The sequence below is a fragment of the Amycolatopsis sp. NBC_01307 genome, from assembly GCF_035975215.1.
Lineage (GTDB): Bacteria > Actinomycetota > Actinomycetes > Mycobacteriales > Pseudonocardiaceae > Amycolatopsis.
In genome coordinates this window covers 10,756,573-10,772,636 of record NZ_CP108403.1, presented here as the reverse complement: position 1 = coordinate 10,772,636, position 16,064 = coordinate 10,756,573, and the positions used below count along the sequence as shown (strand labels likewise).

Sequence of the window (16,064 nt, the reverse complement as noted above, 5' to 3'; positions counted from 1 at the left end):
GTGCCTCCTTTACCGGCCTTCGAGGACGACGGCCAGGCCCTGGCCGACGCCGATGCAGATGGCGGCGAGTCCCCAGCCCCCGCCGCGGCGGTGCAGGTCGTGCGCCAGGGTGCCGAGGATGCGGCCGCCGGACGCGCCGAGCGGGTGGCCGATGGCGATCGCGCCGCCGTGGGTGTTGACGATCTCCGGGTCGAGCTTCGGCCAGTCGCGCAGGCACGCCAGCGACTGCGCGGCGAAGGCCTCGTTCAGCTCGACCGCGGCCAGGTCGTCCCAGCCGATGCCGGCACGCTCCAGCGCGATCTCGGCCGCGCGCACCGGGCCGATGCCGAAGACGTCCGGGTCGACCCCCGCCGCGCCGCGGCCGGCGATCCGGGCGAGCGGCGCCCGGCCGAGCCGGTTCGCCGCCGCTTCGTCACCCAGCAGCAGCGCCGAGGCGCCGTCGTTGAGCGGTGACGCGTTGCCCGCCGTGACGGTGCCGTTTTCCTTGCGGAACGCGGGCTTGAGCTTCGCCAGCTTCTCCGGGCTGGAGTCCGGGCGGATGCTCTCGTCGCGGGCCAGGTCCACGCCGTCGACCGGGACGACCAGGTCGTCGTAGAAGCCCTCGTCCCACGCCTTGGCGGCGTTGACGTGGCTGCGCGCCGCGAAGGCGTCCTGCTCGTCACGGCCGATGCCGTACTGCTCGGCGAGCTTCTCGGTGGACTCGCCGAGCGAGATCGTCCAGTGCCCCGGCATCGCCGGGTTGACCATGCGCCAGCCGAGCGCTGTGTTGTAGAGGGTCTGGTTGCCCGCCGGGAACGCCTTCTCCGGCTTGGGCATGACCAGCGGCGAGCGGGTCATCGACTCGACGCCGCCGGCGACCACCAGGGACGCGTCGCCGACCTGGATCGACCGGCTGGCCTGCATCACCGCGTCGAGCCCCGAGCCGCACAGCCGGTTGACGGTGTTGCCGGGGATGCTCGTCGGCCAGCCCGCGAGCAGGGTGGCCATGCGGGCGACGTTGCGGTTGTCCTCACCCGCGCCGTTCGCGTCGCCGAGGGTCACCTCGTCCACTGTGGACGGATCCAGGTCGTTGCGGGACTGGATGGCCCGGAGCGCGGTCGCGGCGAGGTCGTCCGGCCGGACGCCGGCCAGCGCGCCGCCGTAGCGGCCGAACGGGGTGCGGAGCGCGTCGAGGACGTAGACGTCGGTCATGCGGTGGCCTTCCGGGTCACTTGCTTGCCTTTTCGAGGTCTCGCAGCACGGCCAGCTCCTCTTCGGTGGGGGCGGGGGTGACCGTGAGGTCGTCCGCGACCTTCAGTGTCCACCCGGTCGCCGCCACCGCGCGCTCCAGCTCGACGCCCGGGTGGAGCTCGGTGAGGGTCAGCTCCGCGGTCTCCGGGTCGGGGCGCAGCAGGCCCAGGTCGGTGACCACCAGGGTCGGGCCCCGGCCCGGCAGGCCGAGGCGTTCGCGGTCGCCCTTGCCGGTGCCGTGGCCGAAGGACGTCACGAAGTCGACCTTCTCGACGAACGCGCGGGGGTTCTGCCGGAGCACGACGAACACCTCGCGGCAGGACGCGGCGATCTCCGGGGCGCCGCCCGCGCCGGGCAGGCGGACCTTCGGATCGTGGTAGTCCGAGCCGATCACGGTGGTGTTGATGTTGCCGAACTTGTCCAGCTGGGCGGCGCCGAGGAAGCCGACGTCGATGCGGCCGGGCTGGAGCCAGTAGTTGAAGATCTCCGGGACGCTGACCACGGCGTCGGAGGTGTCGGCCAGCTCGCCGTCGCCGATGGAGAGCGGGAGGCGGGACGGCTTCGCGCCGAGGCAGCCGGACTCGTAGATCAGGGTCAGGTCCGGGGCGTGGGTGCGGCGGGCCAGGTTGGCCGCCTTGCTCGGCAGGCCGATGCCGACGAAGCAGGACATGCCGTCGCCGAGGGCGCGGGCGGCCGCGACGCTCATCATCTCGTCGGCGGTGTAGTCGGTGGTCATGCCGTTGCCTCCGCGGTGGAGCCGGTGTCGGGGGTGGTCGCGGTGGGGACCGGGGCCGTGGGCGCCGCCTCGGGGAAGGAGGCGGCGACCGCCCGGCCGGACGGGGTCGCGCGAGCCGGGTCCACGCCGGCTCGGCTGAAGACCGCCGCGCCGGAGAAAGGGGCCGTGACCTCGCCGCCGAGCGCCCGGGAAGACGTGCTGCCGGTGGGCTGCGCCGGGGAGAACCCGTGCTCCACGGCCGGGGCGGGAGTCATGCCGTTACCCCGGTCAGGTCGTCGAGCCACTTCGTGAACGCCTCACGATCGCGGCCCACTTCGTCCCAAGCCTGGTAGGCCGAGTTGTCGCGTTCGTAGTAGCCCGCCGCGTAGGACGGCTTGGCGCCGCCGGGGACTTCCGACACCGCCGTGACCACCCAGCCCGGGAGGATGACCGCGCCGGGGCGGGGTTCCAGGTCGTCGACGATCTCCTCCACCGTCACCAGCGAGCGTTTCGCCGCCAGGACCGCTTCCTTCTGGACGCCGGTGATGCCCCACATCTGGACGTTGCCCGCGCGGTCCGCGCGTTGGGCGTGGACGATCGTGACGTCCGGGTTCAGGGCCGGCACCGCCGTCAGCTGCTCGCCCGTGAAGGGGCAGGTGATCGGCTTGATGGTGTCGGTCTGTGCCGGGAGGTCCGTGCCCGTGTAGCCGCGCAGGACCGCGAACGGGAGGCCCGACGCGCCTGCGACGTAGCGGTTCGCCATGCCCGCGTGGCTGTGCTCCTCGATCGCCAATGGCACCGGCCAGTCGTGCTGGACCGCGTCGCGGAACCGGTGCAGCGAGCCGACGCCGGGGTTGCCGCCCCACGAGAAGATCAGCTTGCTCGCGCAGCCGGCGCCGATGAGCTGGTCGTACACGATGTCCGGGGTCATCCGCACCAGCGTGAGGTCACGCCGCCGCTGGCGGATGATCTCCTGCCCGGCCGCGACCGGGATGAGGTGCGTGAAGCCCTCCAGCGCGACGGTGTCGCCGTCGTGCACCAGCCGGGCCACGGCCTCTTCCAGCGACAGCAGCTCCGCCATCCCGCACTCCCACCTGTTCGCATCACGCACACTCGTTCTGTCATCGAACATAACACGATGGCCGGGGCGGCGACCAGACGTCTTCCACCCAATGGATGACGCAGGCACGACGAAGGGGACTTTTCCCGCCGTTCGCGCGAGACGGTCGCGCTAGAAGAGCCCCTTCGAGAACAACGATCAGCCGATCCGGACCAGCCGCGAGCCGTGAGCCGGAACAGCCGAAGCGGTCCACGACCCTCGGAAGCGCCCAAGGTCCGTCCGGGCGACCAGGTCACGCACCGGGCTCGACCCGTGACCACCGAGGTCCACCCGGATGTCCGCCGGTGCCGGACCCAGGTTGTAGACGGCCGCGTACGTCCGGCCGTCCGGGGCGCGCTTCCGCCACACCTGCAGGTCGCCGCCGGTCACCTGGGTCGGGTAGGACCCGGCCTGGTCGACGCGGATGACCTCGGGATTCGTCAGGATCGACACCGCGGCGGAGTCCAGGAAGCAGATGTCTCCCCCGACGTACAGCGGCGAGGACGCCATCGACCAGAACGTCATCACGCTCTGCCGTTCGACGTCGGAGATGCCGTCCTGGATGCCGCTGCCGGTGTTGTTGCTGATCGGCATCGAGTCCAGGTCCGGCCGGTACTGCGGCCCGAACACGCCCTGCCACGAAGGCAGGTCCGCCCAGCGCGCCTTCACCGAGCTGTCCCAGGAGGACACCGTGTCGCAGTAGCACTCGACGTCGGTGTCGATGCGCACGCCGTTGGCATAGGGAGCGATTGAGGGGCCGATGGATCGCGGCACCGGCCACGCGCTCGCCGTCAGCCACATCGGCCGCCGCGCGTGATCGATGGCCGCGGACCACGCCCTGATGTCGGCGACGTTGTCCGCGGTCGTCCCGTCGACCTTGACGAAGTCGACGCCCCAGGACGCGAACCGGGACACGATCGAGTCGTAGTACTTCTGCGCGCACGGGTTCCCGAAGTCGACCTTCCAGTTGCCGCCCCAGCCGTTGGACGGCGTCAGCGGCCGGTACGCGATGTCCTGCGCGTGGCACGACGTCCCGAGGATGGGCGCGTTCTTGTCGTAAACCTCCTTCTCCAGCCCGGTCACCGCGTACAGGCCGAGCTTCAGCCCGCGCGAATGGACGTAGGAGGCCAACGCGGGAATCCCGGACGGGAACCGGCCCGGATCCGGCGCCGGGATCCCGTTGACGTCGGTGTGGAACACCCACGCGAGGTCCGCGTTCCAGCCGGAGTCGATGTTGACGTTGGTGTAACCGGCGGACTTGAGCTTGCCCGCGAGGGCGTCGGCCGCGTCGCGGATGTGCCCTTCGTTCAGCCACGAAGTGCCGTAACCCGCGCGGGTCGACGACTCCAGGCTCCAGCTGCTCCAGCCCATGAACGGCTTGACGAACGGCGTCCGCGCGTCGGCCGTGGGCACCAGGAAAGCCAGAAACCCCAGTACAGCGACAAAAACGGAAAGGAGACGCTTCAAGAGAGACACTCCTCGGGTGGGGAAGGGGGACTACTCCTTCAGGCCGCTCGCCGCGATCCCGCTGACGATGAACCGCTGTGCGACCAGGAACATCGCGACCAGCGGCGCGATGGTGACGAGCGCGCCGGCGAACAGGGCCGGCAGGTTGACCGACTGCGCGGTCAGGAACGTCGAAAGCGCGATCTGCGCGGTCCACGACGACGGGTCCTGCCCGATCACCAGCGGCCACAGGAACGCGTTCCAGCTTTCGATGAACATCAGCGCGCCGAGCGACGCGATCATGCTCCCCGAGTTCGGCAGCACGAGCCGCCGGTAGACGCCGAGGTAACCGAGGCCGTCGAGCCGGCCGGCCTCCTCGATCTCGGCCGGGAACCGCAGGTAGAAGTTGCGGAAGAGGATCACCGTGAACGCGCTGAACAGGTTCGGCGCGATGATCCCCCACTCCGTGTTGACCCCGCCCAGCGAGCCGACGACGACGAACGTCGGCACGAACGTGACCGACTGCGGGATCATCAGCGTGACCAGCACGTACGTGAACACCGCACGCCGTCCCGGCACGTTGATCCGGGCCAGCGCGTAGCCGGCCATCGAGCCGAAGAGCGTGCCGACCGGAGCGGTGACGATCGCGACCAGGAACGAGTTCCACAACGAGTGCGCCATCGGGACCGACGCGTCGGCGAACAAGTCGCCGAAGTTGACCCACGACAGCGGGTCCGGCAGCCACGACCAGTCCGGCGAGGTGACCTGCTGGCGCGTCATCAGCGCGTTGCGCAGCATGATGTAGAACGGCAGCAGGAAGATCAGCGCGAGCACCGAGGCCAGGACGTACTTCGGAGCTTTCCGGGGAACTGTGAGGACGGCCATCAGTCCTTCTTCCCGAAGCCGACGAACCGGCCCTGCAGCAGGGTGATCACGACGATGAGCACGGTCAGCAGGAACGCGCCCGCCGAGCCGACGCCGTAGTTCTGATCGCCGAGCGCGGAGTCGTAGAGGTAGACCAGCGGCGGCTTCACCGGGGCCGTCGCGGTGCCGGACAGCCCGGTGCCGAACAGGTTGTAGAACTCGTCGAACGCCTGGAACGCCGCGATCAGGATCAGCAGGAGCACCGCGACTGAGGTGTTCCGCAGCTGCGGCAGCGTGATGTAGCGGAAGGCCTGCCACTTGGTCGTGCCGTCCAGCTCCCCCGCCTCGTACAGCGACGGCGAGATCGCCTTCAGCCCCGCGAGGAACAGGATCATGTACAGCCCGACCTGCAGCCACAGCCGCAGCGTCACCACCGCGACCCAGTACACCGGCGGGCTGGTCTCCGACAGCCACGGCACCGGCTCGGCGCCGAACAGCCCGCCGAGCACGTTCGCGACGCCCGAGGGCAGGCCGTTGAACAGCGCCATCTTCCACACCAGCGCGGCGACGACGTACGACACCGCGGCCGGGATGAGGAACACCGTGCGGAAGAACGCCTTGCCGCGGCGGATGCTGTTGATCAGCACGGCGAGGCCGAGCGACGCCACGAAGGTGATCGGCACGATGAACACCGTGAACAGCGCGATCGTCGACAGCGACGTCAGGAAGGCGTCGTCGCCGAGCAGGAACGCGTAGTTGTCGAAGCCGATCCAGTGGCCGATGGTGATGGTGCCGCGCGCTTCGTTGAAGCTGAGCAGGAAGCTCCACGCGATCGCGACGTACTTGAACAGCCCCAGCCCGAGCACCACCGGGCCGGTCAACACGGCGAACGCGCCGATCGCGCGCCAGTCCCGGCGGCGACGGCGTGGTTTCTTCGCCGCCGCCGGGACGGCCGGGGCCTCCATCACGGCCGTCATCAGGCCAGCTGCTTGTCGACTTCGGCCTGGGCCTTCTTCGCCGCGTCCCCCAGCTCGGCCGCCGGGTCCGCCCCGTTCGCGATCTTGGTCGCGGCCTGCAGGAACAGCGTCGCCGACGCCTTGTTCCACAGGCCCGAGTAGGACTTGCCGTCCTGCTGCGAGATCGTGACGGCGTCCTTCGCGGGACCGCTCGAGAACTCGGTCGTCTGCGCGGCGACCGGCTTGCGGGCCGGGATGTGGAAGCCGTACTTGACGCACCAGTCCTTCTGCAGGTCGGCGTTCTTGATCCACAGCCAGTCGATGAACTTCTTGACGGCGTCGAGGTTCTGAGATTTCGCATTGGCCAGCTGGTACCAGCCGCCGACACGCGCGACCTGCTTGCCGGCGTCGCCGAACTTCGGCCACGCGACGACGCCGAAGTCGTCACCGAGGGCCTTCTTGACGTCCGGCAGCGACCACAGGCCGCCCCACTGCATCGCGGTGGCGCCGTTGGCGAACGCGCCCGGGTCGGACCAGTCGGTCGGGTAGCCCTGGAGCAGGCCGCCGGTGTCGTGCAGCTGCTTGAGCCCGGCGATCGCGGCGACGGCTTCGGGAGCAGCGAACGCGACCTTCTTGCCACTGCTGTCGAAGAAGTCCGCGCCGGACGACCAGAGCAGCAGGGTCGCGGCCTCGCCGACGCCGTCGGTGCCGACGTACAGGCCCTTCTGCTTGCCGGTGTTCAGTTTCCGGGTCGCGTCGAGCAGCTCGGCGAACGTCTGCGGCGGCTGGACGCCCGCGGCCTGCAGCGCGCTCTTGCGGTAGTACAGCATCATGACGTCGTCGATCATCTTGACGCCGTAGATCTTGTTGTCCACCGTCACCGTGTCGAGCGCGGCCGGGCTGAAGTCGGCCTTGGCCGGCGCGATGACGTCGTCGAGCGGCGCGAGCAGGCCGTTCTTGACGTTCTGGTACCGGAAGTCGCCCAGCTCGAACAGGTCCGGCGCCTGCGCGGTGAGCATCGCCGAGTTGAGCTTGGTCTCGTAGTCGCCGGCGATCCAGCTGACGTTGAGCGCGATGTCCGGGTTGGCCTTGGTGAACTCCTGCGCGTACCGCTGGACCGCTTGCTGCGTCCCGGATTCGCCGTAGGCGTGGTACCACTGCTGCAACGTGACCTTCGCGCCCGAAGCGGCGCCCGCGTTCTTGTTCAGCGGGTCCGTGGTGCAGCCCGCGAGGGCCGCTCCCCCGGCGAACAAGACGGAACCGACCAGGAAGCTTCGACGATTCAGCGTAAATTTCTGGGGGCTCACAAGGGACTCCTTAGACGCTCTCGGCGACGAAAAGACTCTGGATGGCGACGGCGGCCGCGCCCCGCGCCCACTCCTCGAACGGCAGCGGCCGGATGACCAGGCCGCAGCGGGCGGCGCTGCCGAACGCCTGGACCGCGAAGGTCCGGCGGATCTGGTCCTCGAACAGGTCGTAGGTGGCGACGCCTTCCCCGGAGACGACGACCCGTTCCGGGCCGAACAGGTTGACCAGCGCGGCCAGGCCGAGCCCGATCGCGTGGCCGGCCGCGGCGAACACCTCGCGCAGCGGCTCGTCACCGCCGCGGGCGCGCGTCACGGCGTCGTCCATGGTCAGCGTGGGTTCGCCGGAGACATCGCGGGCGCGCAGCAGGATCGCCTCGGTGGACGCGATCGCCTCGACGCAGCCGCGGCCGCCGCAGTGGCAGAGCGGGCCGCCGTCGGCGACCGGGACGTGCCCGATCTCGCCGGCGACACCGTGCGCGCCGCGGACCAGCGCGCCGTCGACCACCAGCGCGCTGCCGATCCCGGTCCCCACGGTGACCAGGGCGAACGATGACGCCCCGACGCCCTCGCCGAACCACTGCTCGGCCACGGTCAGCGCCTTGACGTCGTTCTCCAGCGTCGTCGTCAGGCCGGTCGCCTCGTCGAGCAGCTCGGCGAGCGGGACGTCGCGCCAGCCGAGGAACGGCGAGTAGCGGACGATCCCGGACGCGCGGTCGACGTCGCCGGACACCGCAACGCCGAGGCAGTAGGCGCGCTCGCGGAGGTTGCTGGTGCCGTCCGGCGTCGGCCCGGCCAGCAGCTCCCCGACGAGGTCGGCGAGCGCCCGCACGACGTGCTCGACGTCGTGGCTCGTCAGCGCGTGATGGGCGGTGGCGCGGACGTCGGCGCGCAGGTCGGTGACGACGCCGATCAGGTCGTCGCCGGTGATCTTGACGCCGACGAAGTACTCGCGGTCGGGCCGGATGGCGAGCGGGTTCGCGGGCCGCCCGGCGCCCGGCGTCGTCCGGCCTGCGGAGGCGAGTTCTTCGAGGTAACCGGCGTCGATGAAGGGCCTGGCCGCCTTGGTGACCGCGGCGGAGGAGAGCCCGGTGCGCCGGGCGACGTCGACGCGGGAGACCGGCCCCTCGGTCAGGACCGTGGTGAACACGGTCGCGGCCGCGGGACTGGTGATCGGCGCCCTTGCCGGTGCACTGCGAGGCATGGCCGGAAGGGTAGGCAGGATTAATTAACTTCGTCAAGAATTTATTTTTCGGCTGGTCGTGCCTACGCTCAGGACCATGTCGCTCGTGGAACACGACCCCGCGCACCGGCTGTGGCTGCTGCGCACCCCGGAGAGCTCGTACGCCTTCCGGCTCGACGCCGACGACCGGCCGCGGCACGTCCACTGGGGGCCGCCGCTCACGCTGGCGCAGGCCACGCAGGTCGCCGAGCGCCGCAACCCGGCCGAGAGCAGCTTCGACGAGCCGGGCGACGAGCGGCTCGAACTGCCGGCCGAGGGCGGCGCGTTCTTCGGCGTCGCGGCGCTGGCCGTGCGGTTCGAGGACGGGACGTCGGCGCTGGAGTGGCGTTACGCGGGGCATTCACTCGAGAACGGCGCCCTGGTGATGCGGCTCGCCGACCGCCACTACCCGCTGGAGCTCTCGCTGCACTACCGCGTCCGCGGCGACGTCATCGAGCGCTGGACGACCTTGCGCACCACCGGAGACGCGGAGATTTCCTTGCTGCGCACGGATTCCGCGTCCTGGACGCTTCCCCGGCGCGACGGCGCGCGGCTGAGCAGGACGTCCGGTGCCTGGAGTGCCGAGTACGGCGTGCTGCGCGAACCGCTGCCCGTCGGCGAAACCACGCTGACCAGCCGTCGCGGCGTGTCCAGTCACCAGGTCAACCCCTGGGTGATGCTCGACGCGGGCGACGCGACGGAGACGTCCGGCGAGGTCTGGTCGACCGCGCTGGCGTGGAGCGGCAGCTGGCGGATCACGGTCGACCACACGCACACCGGCCGCGTCACCTGGACCGGCGGGTTCGGGCACGAGAACGTCTCTTGGCGGCTGAAGCCCGGAGAAACCTGGGAGACGCCGGTGTTCGCCGGGCTCTACGCGGCCGACGGCTTCGGTGGCACGAGCCGGCGCTGGCACGCCTACGTCCGCGAGTTCGTCCAGCCGCACTCCGGCGGGCTGCGGCCGATCGTCTACAACTCCTGGGAAGCGACCGGCTGGGACGTCGACGAGCAGACCGAAACACGACTCGCCGAGGCCGCCGCGAAGCTCGGCGCCGAGCTGTTCGTGATGGACGACGGCTGGTTCGGCGCCCGCACCGGCGACACCGCCGGCCTCGGCGACTGGACCGCCAACGAGCAGCGCTTCCCCGCCGGGCTCGGGCCGCTCGCCGACGCGGTGCACGCGCACGGGATGAAGTTCGGGCTGTGGGTCGAGCCGGAGATGGTCAACCCGGACAGCGACCTCTACCGCGCGCACCCGGACTGGGTGCTGCACATGGCGAACCGCACGCGCACGACGTTGCGCAACCAGCTCGTGCTCAACTTCGCCCGCCCGGACGTCGCGGACTGGGCGCACAAGTGGCTCGACCGGCTCGTCGGCGAGCACGGGATCGACTACCTCAAGTGGGACATGAACCGCGCGTTCACCGAGGCCGGGTGGCCCTCGAGCGCGGATCCGGGACGGCTCTGGGTCGAGCACGTCCGCGCCGTGTACACGATCTTCGACCGGCTGCGGGCCGATCACCCCGACCTGCGGATCCAGGGGTGCGCGGGTGGCGGCGGCCGCACCGACCTGGGGATCCTCGCGCGCACCGATGAGATCTGGGCGTCGGACAACACGGACGCGGCCGACCGGATCACCATCCAGCACGGCTACGGCCAGCTCTACCCCGCCGGCACGATGTCGGCCTGGGTCACCGACAGCCCGAACCCGACCACCGGCCGGGAGGCGCCGCTGAGCTTCCGCTTCCACGTCGCGATGGCGGGCGTGCTCGGCCTCGGCGGGGACCTGCCCAAGTGGTCCTCCGAAGAACTCGCTGAGGCGACAGCGCTCGTGGCGCTGTACAAGGAGATCCGGCCCGTGGTGCAGCACGGCGAGCTGTACCGGCTGGCCGATCCGGCGCGCTCGGCGCTGACCGCGGTGCAGTACGTGCTGGGCGGTGACGTCGTGGTGATCTTCTGGCGGCGGCCCGCGGAGTTCGCGCGGCCGGTCACGCCGCCGCGCCTGGCCGGGCTCGATCCGGCGGCGCGGTACCGGGACCAGGACGGCGTCGTGCACCACGGCGCGGTGCTGCTGAGCCACGGGATCGACGTAGCGCTGCCGGGGAGCGGCTACGCGAGCGCGGTGGTGCGGCTGACCAGGGTCTGAATACCCACGCCGACCGGAGTCACCAGGACGGGTGAGCAGGATTGACTTTCACCGGCTGCGCGTCGAATGTGAAAGGTCTTCACTTCGCCGCTCGCCAACGGAGGCAGCATGCGCAGGCGCCTGTTCACCCTTCTCGCCGTGCCCGCGATCGCCGCGCTCGCCTTCGCCGCCCCGGCGTCGGCGAGCACCAGCTACCACGAGTACGTGGCGCTGGGTGATTCGTGGACCGCCGACGTCTTCGTCACTCTCCCGCCCACGACGCAGTTCACCCCGCTCGACTGCGCTCAGTCCACTTCGGACTACCCGCACGAGGTGGCCGGCGCGCTCGGCGTCGAAACCTTCCGCGACGCGAGCTGCGGCGGCGCCGCGACGCCCGACTTCACGCAGCCGCAGAAGCTGCCGCTCGGCGGGACGAACCCGCCGCAGTTCGACCGGCTCACGCCGACCACCGACCTGGTGACCGTCGGCATCGGCGGCAACGACATCGGGCTCGCCTCCGCCGTGACCAAGTGCCTCAACCTCCTGCCGGTGAGCACGTGCAAGGCGAAGTTCACCGCGGGCGGCGTCGACCAGCTGGAGAACGCCGTCGCGGCGACCGAGCCCAAGATCGCCAACGCGCTGCAGGCGATCCACGCGCGCTCGCCGCAGGCGCGGGTCCTGCTGGTGAACTACCTCGCCGGGCTGCCCGCGAGCGGGAAGGGGTGCTGGCCGGTGATCCCGATCGCCGACGGCGACGTCGCCTACCTGCAGGCGAAGTTCCTCCAGATGAACGCCATGCTCGCGCGGGTCGCCGGGGCCAACGGCGCCGAGCTCGTCGACACCTACACCCCGACCGTCGGGCACGACGCGTGCCAGGCGCCCACCGTGCGCTACGCCGAGGGCCTGATCCCGGTCTCGGTGAGCAACCCGCTGCTGCTCGCCTTCCCCTTCCACCCCAACGGCGCGGGCGCGGCGGCGCAGTCGGAGATCGTTCTCGGGGCGGTCCAGCGCGGCTAGGCGGTGTCCTGCAAGTCTGCTCGATGGGCCGCCTGGGCGCGAAGACCGCGAGCTTGACTTGCAGGACACCGCCTAAGCTGTCCGGGTGCCCAAGATCGTGGTGACCCGGTGGATTCCCGACGACGCGGTGGCGGTGCTCGCGGAAGCGGGCGAGGTCGTGGTGTCCCCGGTGGACCGGCCGCTTTCGCCCGCCGAGCTGCACGAGTTCGCGGCCGGCGCGGCGGCGGTGGTCGGCATGCTCCACGACCGGCTCGACGGCGCGCTCGCCGACGCCGCCGGGCCGGATCTCAAGGTCGTCGCGAACGTCGCGGTCGGCTACGACAACGTCGACGTCCCGGCGCTGGCCGGACGCGGCGTCGTCGTCACCAACACCCCCGGTGTGCTCACCGACGCCACCGCCGACCTCGCCTTCGGCCTGCTGCTCGCCGTCACGCGACGCCTCGGCGAGGGCGAACGGCTGCTGCGCTCGCGCACGCCGTGGTCGTTCCACCTCGGTTTCCTGCTCGGCTCGGGCCTGCAGGGCAAGACGCTCGGGATCGTCGGGTTCGGCCAGATCGGCCGGGCGATGGCGAAGCGGGCCGAAGCGTTCGGCATGTCGATCGTCTACACCGGACGCTCGACGCAGGGTTCCGTTTCCTTCGAGGAACTCCTGGAGCGCTCGGACGTCGTCTCACTGCACTGCCCGCTGACGCCGGAGACGCGGCACCTGATCGACGCCGCCGCGTTGCGCGCCATGAAACCCGGCGCTTACCTGGTGAACACGACCCGCGGCCCGGTCGTCGACGAGGCGGCCCTCGCCGACGCGCTCGAGGCCGGCGAGATCGCCGGCGCCGCGCTGGACGTCTTCGAGCACGAACCCGACGTCGAGCCGCGGCTGCTCGGCCGCGACGACGTCGTGCTCAGCCCGCACCTCGGGTCGGCCACCGTCGAGACCCGCACCGCGATGGCCGTGCTGGCCGCCCGCAACGTCGTCGAAGTGCTCAGCGGGCGTGCCCCGCTGACGGAGGTGAAGCCGTGACCCGCGTCGTGATCGCGCCGGACAAGTTCAAGGGCAGTCTCACCGCGGTCGAGGCCGCGGAAGCCATCGCGCTCGGCGTGCGGGACGCGCTGCCGGACGCCGAGATCGTCACCTGCCCGGTCGCCGACGGCGGCGAAGGCACCCTCGACGTGCTGGAAGCCGCGGGCGCCCGGATCGTCCGGCTGACCGTCCGCGGCCCGCTCGACGAACCGGTCAAGGCGCGCTACGCCGTGCTCGACGGCACCGCCTACGTCGAGTCGGCGCGCGCGTGCGGCATCGAGTTCGTCGAACCCAGCCCGGAAACGGCACTGGCCGCGCACACCTGGGGCGTCGGCGAACTGCTCGGCGACGCGCTCATGCACGGCGCGACGCGGCTGGTCCTGACGGTCGGCGGCACGGCCAGCACCGACGGCGGCGCCGGCATGCTGAGCGCGCTCGGCGCCGGCGTGCTCGACGCGTTCGGCGCCCCGGTCGGCCTCGGCGGCGGCACGCTGTCGCGGGTCGCGTCGACCGAGCTGACGCCGGTGCGGGAGCGGCTCGACGGCGTGCGTGTCGCGGTCGCGACGGACGTGACGAACCCGCTGCTCGGCCCGGACGGCGCGGCGGCGGTGTTCGGGCCGCAGAAGGGCGCGGGCCCCGAAGAGGTGGCGGCGCTCGACGCGGCGCTCGGCCGCTGGGCGCACGCGCTGCAGGTGGGCGGCGCCCCGGACGTGTCACGGGTGCCGGGCGCAGGAGCGGGTGGCGGCGTCGCGGCGGGCGCGATCGCGGGCCTCGGCGCGACGGTGGAGTCCGGGTTCGACCTGATCGCCGGGCTGACCGGGGTGGACGCCGCCCTCGACGGCGCGGACCTCGTCATCACAGGCGAGGGATCACTCGACGAGCAGAGTCTCAACGGCAAGGCCCCGGCGGGAATCGCGGCGCGCGCCCGGCCGCGCGGGGTGCCGCTGATGGCGCTGGCGGGACGGATCCAGCTCGACGAGGCCGGGCTGGCGAGCCTGGGCGTCATCGCGAGCAGCGCGTTGATCGACCACGCGGAATCACTGGACCACGCACGGGCGAACGCGGCCGAGCTGCTGCGCGTCCGGGCCGCGATCCTGGTCAGCGCCTGGCGGGCTCGTTAGCCGGGCTGCCGCGGCTGGTCGTGAGTGGTAATACGGGTTAGAACCCGCATTACCACTCACGACCGCGGTCAGCTCGTGTGCTGCGGCAGCACGGCGAAGGCCACTCCGCCGGCGTCGTCCTCTTGGACGTCGAGCACCTTGTCGTCCAGGAGCGCCGCTGCCTGGGGTTCGAGGAACACCTTCGGTCCCTCGTCGGCGCCGAGCACGCTGTCACCCTCCGCGGGTTCCGGCGCCACGGACAACGCCAGCTGGGCGCTTTCGCCCTCGGCGTTCTGGACCGCCAGGCGGAGCCCGGCGTCCCCGTCGCCCTGGCTGGTCAGTGCGGTGATCGCCTCGGCGGCGGCTTCGGTCACGGTCAGCATCTTCGGCCTTCCCTTCGTCGCGGTCCGGTGCACTGGGGTCCCACGCTAAATGCGCCCGAACGGACGCGCAGCGTGAGCGGATCAGCCCTGTCTCGCCTCGCGGATGGCGTCCGCCACGGAGCCGCCCGCGTAGTCCGCCCGCTCGCCCGGATCCGGGTTCGCGTGGCGGTGGGGCACCTCGTCGTCGGGGACGACCTGCTCGTAGTCCGCCGGCGCGTCCTCGACGGTTTCGTCGAGCTCAGCCGCCGGGGTGGCCGCGAGCGGGCGGTCCGGGATCGGGTCCGGCTCGGTGTCCGGCTCCTCTTCCGCGAGCCGCAGGTCGATCGGCTCGCCCTCGCGGACCTCTTCGGGCGTGGTGCCGTACCGGTCGGCGGCGCTCCAGTGCTCGGGCGGTTCGAGCCCCTCTTCGAGCGGGTCGACGCGCAGCTCGTCCTCGTCCAGGGCCTCACTGGGGCTCAGGCTGTCCGATTCGGCCGAGTCGCGGTCACTCACTGGTTTCTCCCGGCGTAGAGGAAGTAGTCATCGGAAATAGTCATCGCCGGGGACCTACCCGAGGTGCCGGGGCCCGAAACGCCCGCGGTGTCACCGGGATCACATTTCTTCAACGGGTTTAACATATTCACAAGTTTGTGAAGGCGGAGTAGCTTCGGATCATGGCCACCACCAGGTGCGCACCGGAACACCGGCTCATCGCCACCGACCCGGACCGCCACCACGAACTCGGCATGCACGCGGCGTGGTACGTCGTGGCCGGCGTCGTGACGACCGGCATCCAGGCGGCCCTGTTCCTCCTGCTGCGCGACCGGCTCGGCTCCCAGGTGGCGAACCTGGTCGCGATCGCGCTGACGACGGTCGGGAACACCGAGTTCCACCGCCGCGTCACCTTCGCCGGGCGGCAGAGCAACGCCGGGAAGCGGCATCTGCAGGACCTCCTCACCTTCGCCTTCTACGCCGGGTACGGCTCGGCGGTGCTGGCGATCCTCGACGCGGTCGTCGACCGGCCGACGTCGTGGGAGGAGACGGGCACGCTGCTGCTGTCCAGCCTGGTCGGCGGGTTCGTGCGGTTCGCGGTGCTGCGCTGGTGGGTCTTCGCGCACCGCAGCGAAGAGGCCGAGGCCGCGCACACCGGCTAGCGTGCCGACGTGGCCCCGCGAGAAGACATCAAGCCCCACGAGGGCGGCACCGAACCGGACTACCGCTTCACGCTGGCCAACGAGCGCACGTTCCTCGCCTGGCTGCGCACCGCGCTCGGCCTGCTCGCCGGCGGGGTCGCCGTGCACCAGCTCGTGCCCGCCCCGGCCGGGGCCAGCGCCGTGCTCGCCGGGCTGTGCGTGGCCTTGGCGGCCGTGCTCGCCGCGGCGGCGTACCCGCGCTGGCGGCGTGTGCAGATCGCGATGCGGGCCGGTGAGCCGCTGCCGCGCAGCCTGATGATCGTGGTGCTGACGGCGGGCCTGTTCCTTCTCATCCTCACGGCGGCCGTCCTGCTGGCGCTGTCGTGACGGCCGCCACACCGTTCGGTCACCGTCCGTGGTGCCCCGAAACCGGCGTCCCGGGCCGGCCCGGCGCCCTCGGACCCGTCCCGGCC

At 71.3% G+C, this 16,064-nt stretch carries 17 protein-coding genes; 6 read left to right on the top strand and 11 right to left on the bottom strand.

The window, feature by feature from the left end:
* Positions 1 to 9: 9 nt before the first annotated feature.
* The 9 genes from OG439_RS48670 to OG439_RS48630 all read right to left on the bottom strand — a co-directional run bounded on the left by OG439_RS48670 (position 10) and on the right by OG439_RS48630 (position 8,818).
* A complete protein-coding gene (locus OG439_RS48670; RefSeq protein WP_326947081.1) occupies positions 10 to 1,191 on the bottom strand; it encodes a thiolase family protein in 1,182 nt (393 codons plus the stop codon).
* 16 nt (positions 1,192 to 1,207) lie between these two features.
* Positions 1,208 to 1,966: a CoA-transferase subunit beta gene (locus tag OG439_RS48665; RefSeq protein WP_326947080.1), complete on the bottom strand. Its 759-nt coding sequence runs from the start codon at positions 1,964 to 1,966 to the stop codon at positions 1,208 to 1,210.
* Complete coding sequence (locus OG439_RS48660) at positions 1,963 to 2,220, bottom strand: hypothetical protein (RefSeq protein WP_326947079.1); 258 nt, start codon at positions 2,218 to 2,220, stop codon at positions 1,963 to 1,965. The genes OG439_RS48665 and OG439_RS48660 overlap by 4 nt, the downstream gene beginning before the upstream one ends.
* Entirely contained in the window at positions 2,217 to 3,026 is an 810-nt protein-coding gene (locus OG439_RS48655; protein WP_326947078.1) for a CoA transferase subunit A, read from the bottom strand. The genes OG439_RS48660 and OG439_RS48655 overlap by 4 nt, the downstream gene beginning before the upstream one ends.
* 177 nt (positions 3,027 to 3,203) lie before the next feature.
* Positions 3,204 to 4,520 carry a glycoside hydrolase family 27 protein gene (locus OG439_RS48650; RefSeq protein WP_326947077.1) on the bottom strand — a complete coding sequence of 439 codons (1,317 nt, stop codon included), beginning with the start codon at positions 4,518 to 4,520 and terminating at the stop codon, positions 3,204 to 3,206.
* Between the two features lie 21 nt (positions 4,521 to 4,541).
* A complete protein-coding gene (locus OG439_RS48645; RefSeq protein ID WP_326947076.1) occupies positions 4,542 to 5,375 on the bottom strand; it encodes a carbohydrate ABC transporter permease in 834 nt (277 codons plus the stop codon).
* On the bottom strand, positions 5,375 to 6,331 hold the full coding sequence (locus OG439_RS48640) for a carbohydrate ABC transporter permease (RefSeq protein ID WP_326947075.1): 957 nt from the start codon (positions 6,329 to 6,331) through the stop codon (positions 5,375 to 5,377). Before OG439_RS48640 ends, OG439_RS48645 begins: the two co-directional genes overlap by 1 nt.
* The gene (locus OG439_RS48635; RefSeq protein ID WP_326947074.1) at positions 6,331 to 7,563 is read right to left on the bottom strand and encodes an ABC transporter substrate-binding protein; all 1,233 of its coding nucleotides are present in this window, start codon (positions 7,561 to 7,563) and stop codon (positions 6,331 to 6,333) included. Before OG439_RS48635 ends, OG439_RS48640 begins: the two co-directional genes overlap by 1 nt.
* A gap of 64 nt (positions 7,564 to 7,627) precedes the next feature.
* Positions 7,628 to 8,818 carry an ROK family protein gene (locus OG439_RS48630; RefSeq protein ID WP_326947073.1) on the bottom strand — a complete coding sequence of 397 codons (1,191 nt, stop codon included), beginning with the start codon at positions 8,816 to 8,818 and terminating at the stop codon, positions 7,628 to 7,630.
* A gap of 76 nt (positions 8,819 to 8,894) precedes the next feature.
* Here OG439_RS48630 and OG439_RS48625 point away from each other — a divergent pair, with 76 nt between their 5' ends.
* The 4 genes from OG439_RS48625 to OG439_RS48610 all read left to right on the top strand — a co-directional run bounded on the left by OG439_RS48625 (position 8,895) and on the right by OG439_RS48610 (position 14,117).
* Positions 8,895 to 10,982, top strand: coding sequence for an alpha-galactosidase (locus tag OG439_RS48625; RefSeq protein ID WP_326947072.1), 2,088 nt, complete (start codon positions 8,895 to 8,897; stop codon positions 10,980 to 10,982).
* A gap of 108 nt (positions 10,983 to 11,090) precedes the next feature.
* Positions 11,091 to 11,978: an SGNH/GDSL hydrolase family protein gene (locus OG439_RS48620; RefSeq protein WP_326947071.1), complete on the top strand. Its 888-nt coding sequence runs from the start codon at positions 11,091 to 11,093 to the stop codon at positions 11,976 to 11,978.
* 85 nt (positions 11,979 to 12,063) lie between these two features.
* Positions 12,064 to 12,996 carry a 2-hydroxyacid dehydrogenase gene (locus tag OG439_RS48615; RefSeq protein WP_326947070.1) on the top strand — a complete coding sequence of 311 codons (933 nt, stop codon included), beginning with the start codon at positions 12,064 to 12,066 and terminating at the stop codon, positions 12,994 to 12,996.
* Positions 12,993 to 14,117 (top strand): glycerate kinase, encoded by a 1,125-nt coding sequence (locus OG439_RS48610; protein WP_326947069.1) that lies wholly within the window; start codon positions 12,993 to 12,995, stop codon positions 14,115 to 14,117. Before OG439_RS48615 ends, OG439_RS48610 begins: the two co-directional genes overlap by 4 nt.
* Before the next feature lie 68 nt (positions 14,118 to 14,185).
* Here OG439_RS48610 and OG439_RS48605 read toward each other — a convergent pair whose 3' ends face one another.
* Positions 14,186 to 14,479, bottom strand: coding sequence for an iron-sulfur cluster biosynthesis family protein (locus OG439_RS48605; protein ID WP_247062237.1), 294 nt, complete (start codon positions 14,477 to 14,479; stop codon positions 14,186 to 14,188).
* A gap of 81 nt (positions 14,480 to 14,560) precedes the next feature.
* Positions 14,561 to 14,971 (bottom strand): hypothetical protein, encoded by a 411-nt coding sequence (locus OG439_RS48600; RefSeq protein ID WP_326947068.1) that lies wholly within the window; start codon positions 14,969 to 14,971, stop codon positions 14,561 to 14,563.
* Positions 14,972 to 15,132: 161 nt separating this feature from the next.
* Here OG439_RS48600 and OG439_RS48595 point away from each other — a divergent pair, with 161 nt between their 5' ends.
* On the top strand, positions 15,133 to 15,612 hold the full coding sequence (locus tag OG439_RS48595) for a GtrA family protein (RefSeq protein ID WP_326947067.1): 480 nt from the start codon (positions 15,133 to 15,135) through the stop codon (positions 15,610 to 15,612).
* Positions 15,613 to 15,621: 9 nt separating this feature from the next.
* Complete coding sequence (locus OG439_RS48590; protein ID WP_247062232.1) at positions 15,622 to 15,978, top strand: YidH family protein; 357 nt, start codon at positions 15,622 to 15,624, stop codon at positions 15,976 to 15,978.
* Positions 15,979 to 16,064: the final 86 nt, after the last annotated feature.

Bases quoted from the DNA above. Each gene is read 5' to 3' on its own strand.
- OG439_RS48670 (WP_326947081.1), bottom strand. From the start codon at position 1,191: ATGACCGACGTCTACGTCCTCGACGCGCTCCGCACCCCGTTCGGCCGC.
- OG439_RS48665 (WP_326947080.1), bottom strand. From the start codon at position 1,966: ATGACCACCGACTACACCGCCGACGAGATGATGAGCGTCGCGGCCGCC.
- OG439_RS48660 (WP_326947079.1), bottom strand. From the start codon at position 2,220: ATGACTCCCGCCCCGGCCGTGGAGCACGGGTTCTCCCCGGCGCAGCCC.
- OG439_RS48655 (WP_326947078.1), bottom strand. From the start codon at position 3,026: ATGGCGGAGCTGCTGTCGCTGGAAGAGGCCGTGGCCCGGCTGGTGCAC.
- OG439_RS48645 (WP_326947076.1), bottom strand. From the start codon at position 5,375: ATGGCCGTCCTCACAGTTCCCCGGAAAGCTCCGAAGTACGTCCTGGCC.
- OG439_RS48640 (WP_326947075.1), bottom strand. From the start codon at position 6,331: ATGACGGCCGTGATGGAGGCCCCGGCCGTCCCGGCGGCGGCGAAGAAA.
- OG439_RS48630 (WP_326947073.1), bottom strand. From the start codon at position 8,818: ATGCCTCGCAGTGCACCGGCAAGGGCGCCGATCACCAGTCCCGCGGCC.
- OG439_RS48625 (WP_326947072.1), top strand. From the start codon at position 8,895: ATGTCGCTCGTGGAACACGACCCCGCGCACCGGCTGTGGCTGCTGCGC.
- OG439_RS48620 (WP_326947071.1), top strand. From the start codon at position 11,091: ATGCGCAGGCGCCTGTTCACCCTTCTCGCCGTGCCCGCGATCGCCGCG.
- OG439_RS48605 (WP_247062237.1), bottom strand. From the start codon at position 14,479: ATGCTGACCGTGACCGAAGCCGCCGCCGAGGCGATCACCGCACTGACC.
- OG439_RS48595 (WP_326947067.1), top strand. From the start codon at position 15,133: ATGGCCACCACCAGGTGCGCACCGGAACACCGGCTCATCGCCACCGAC.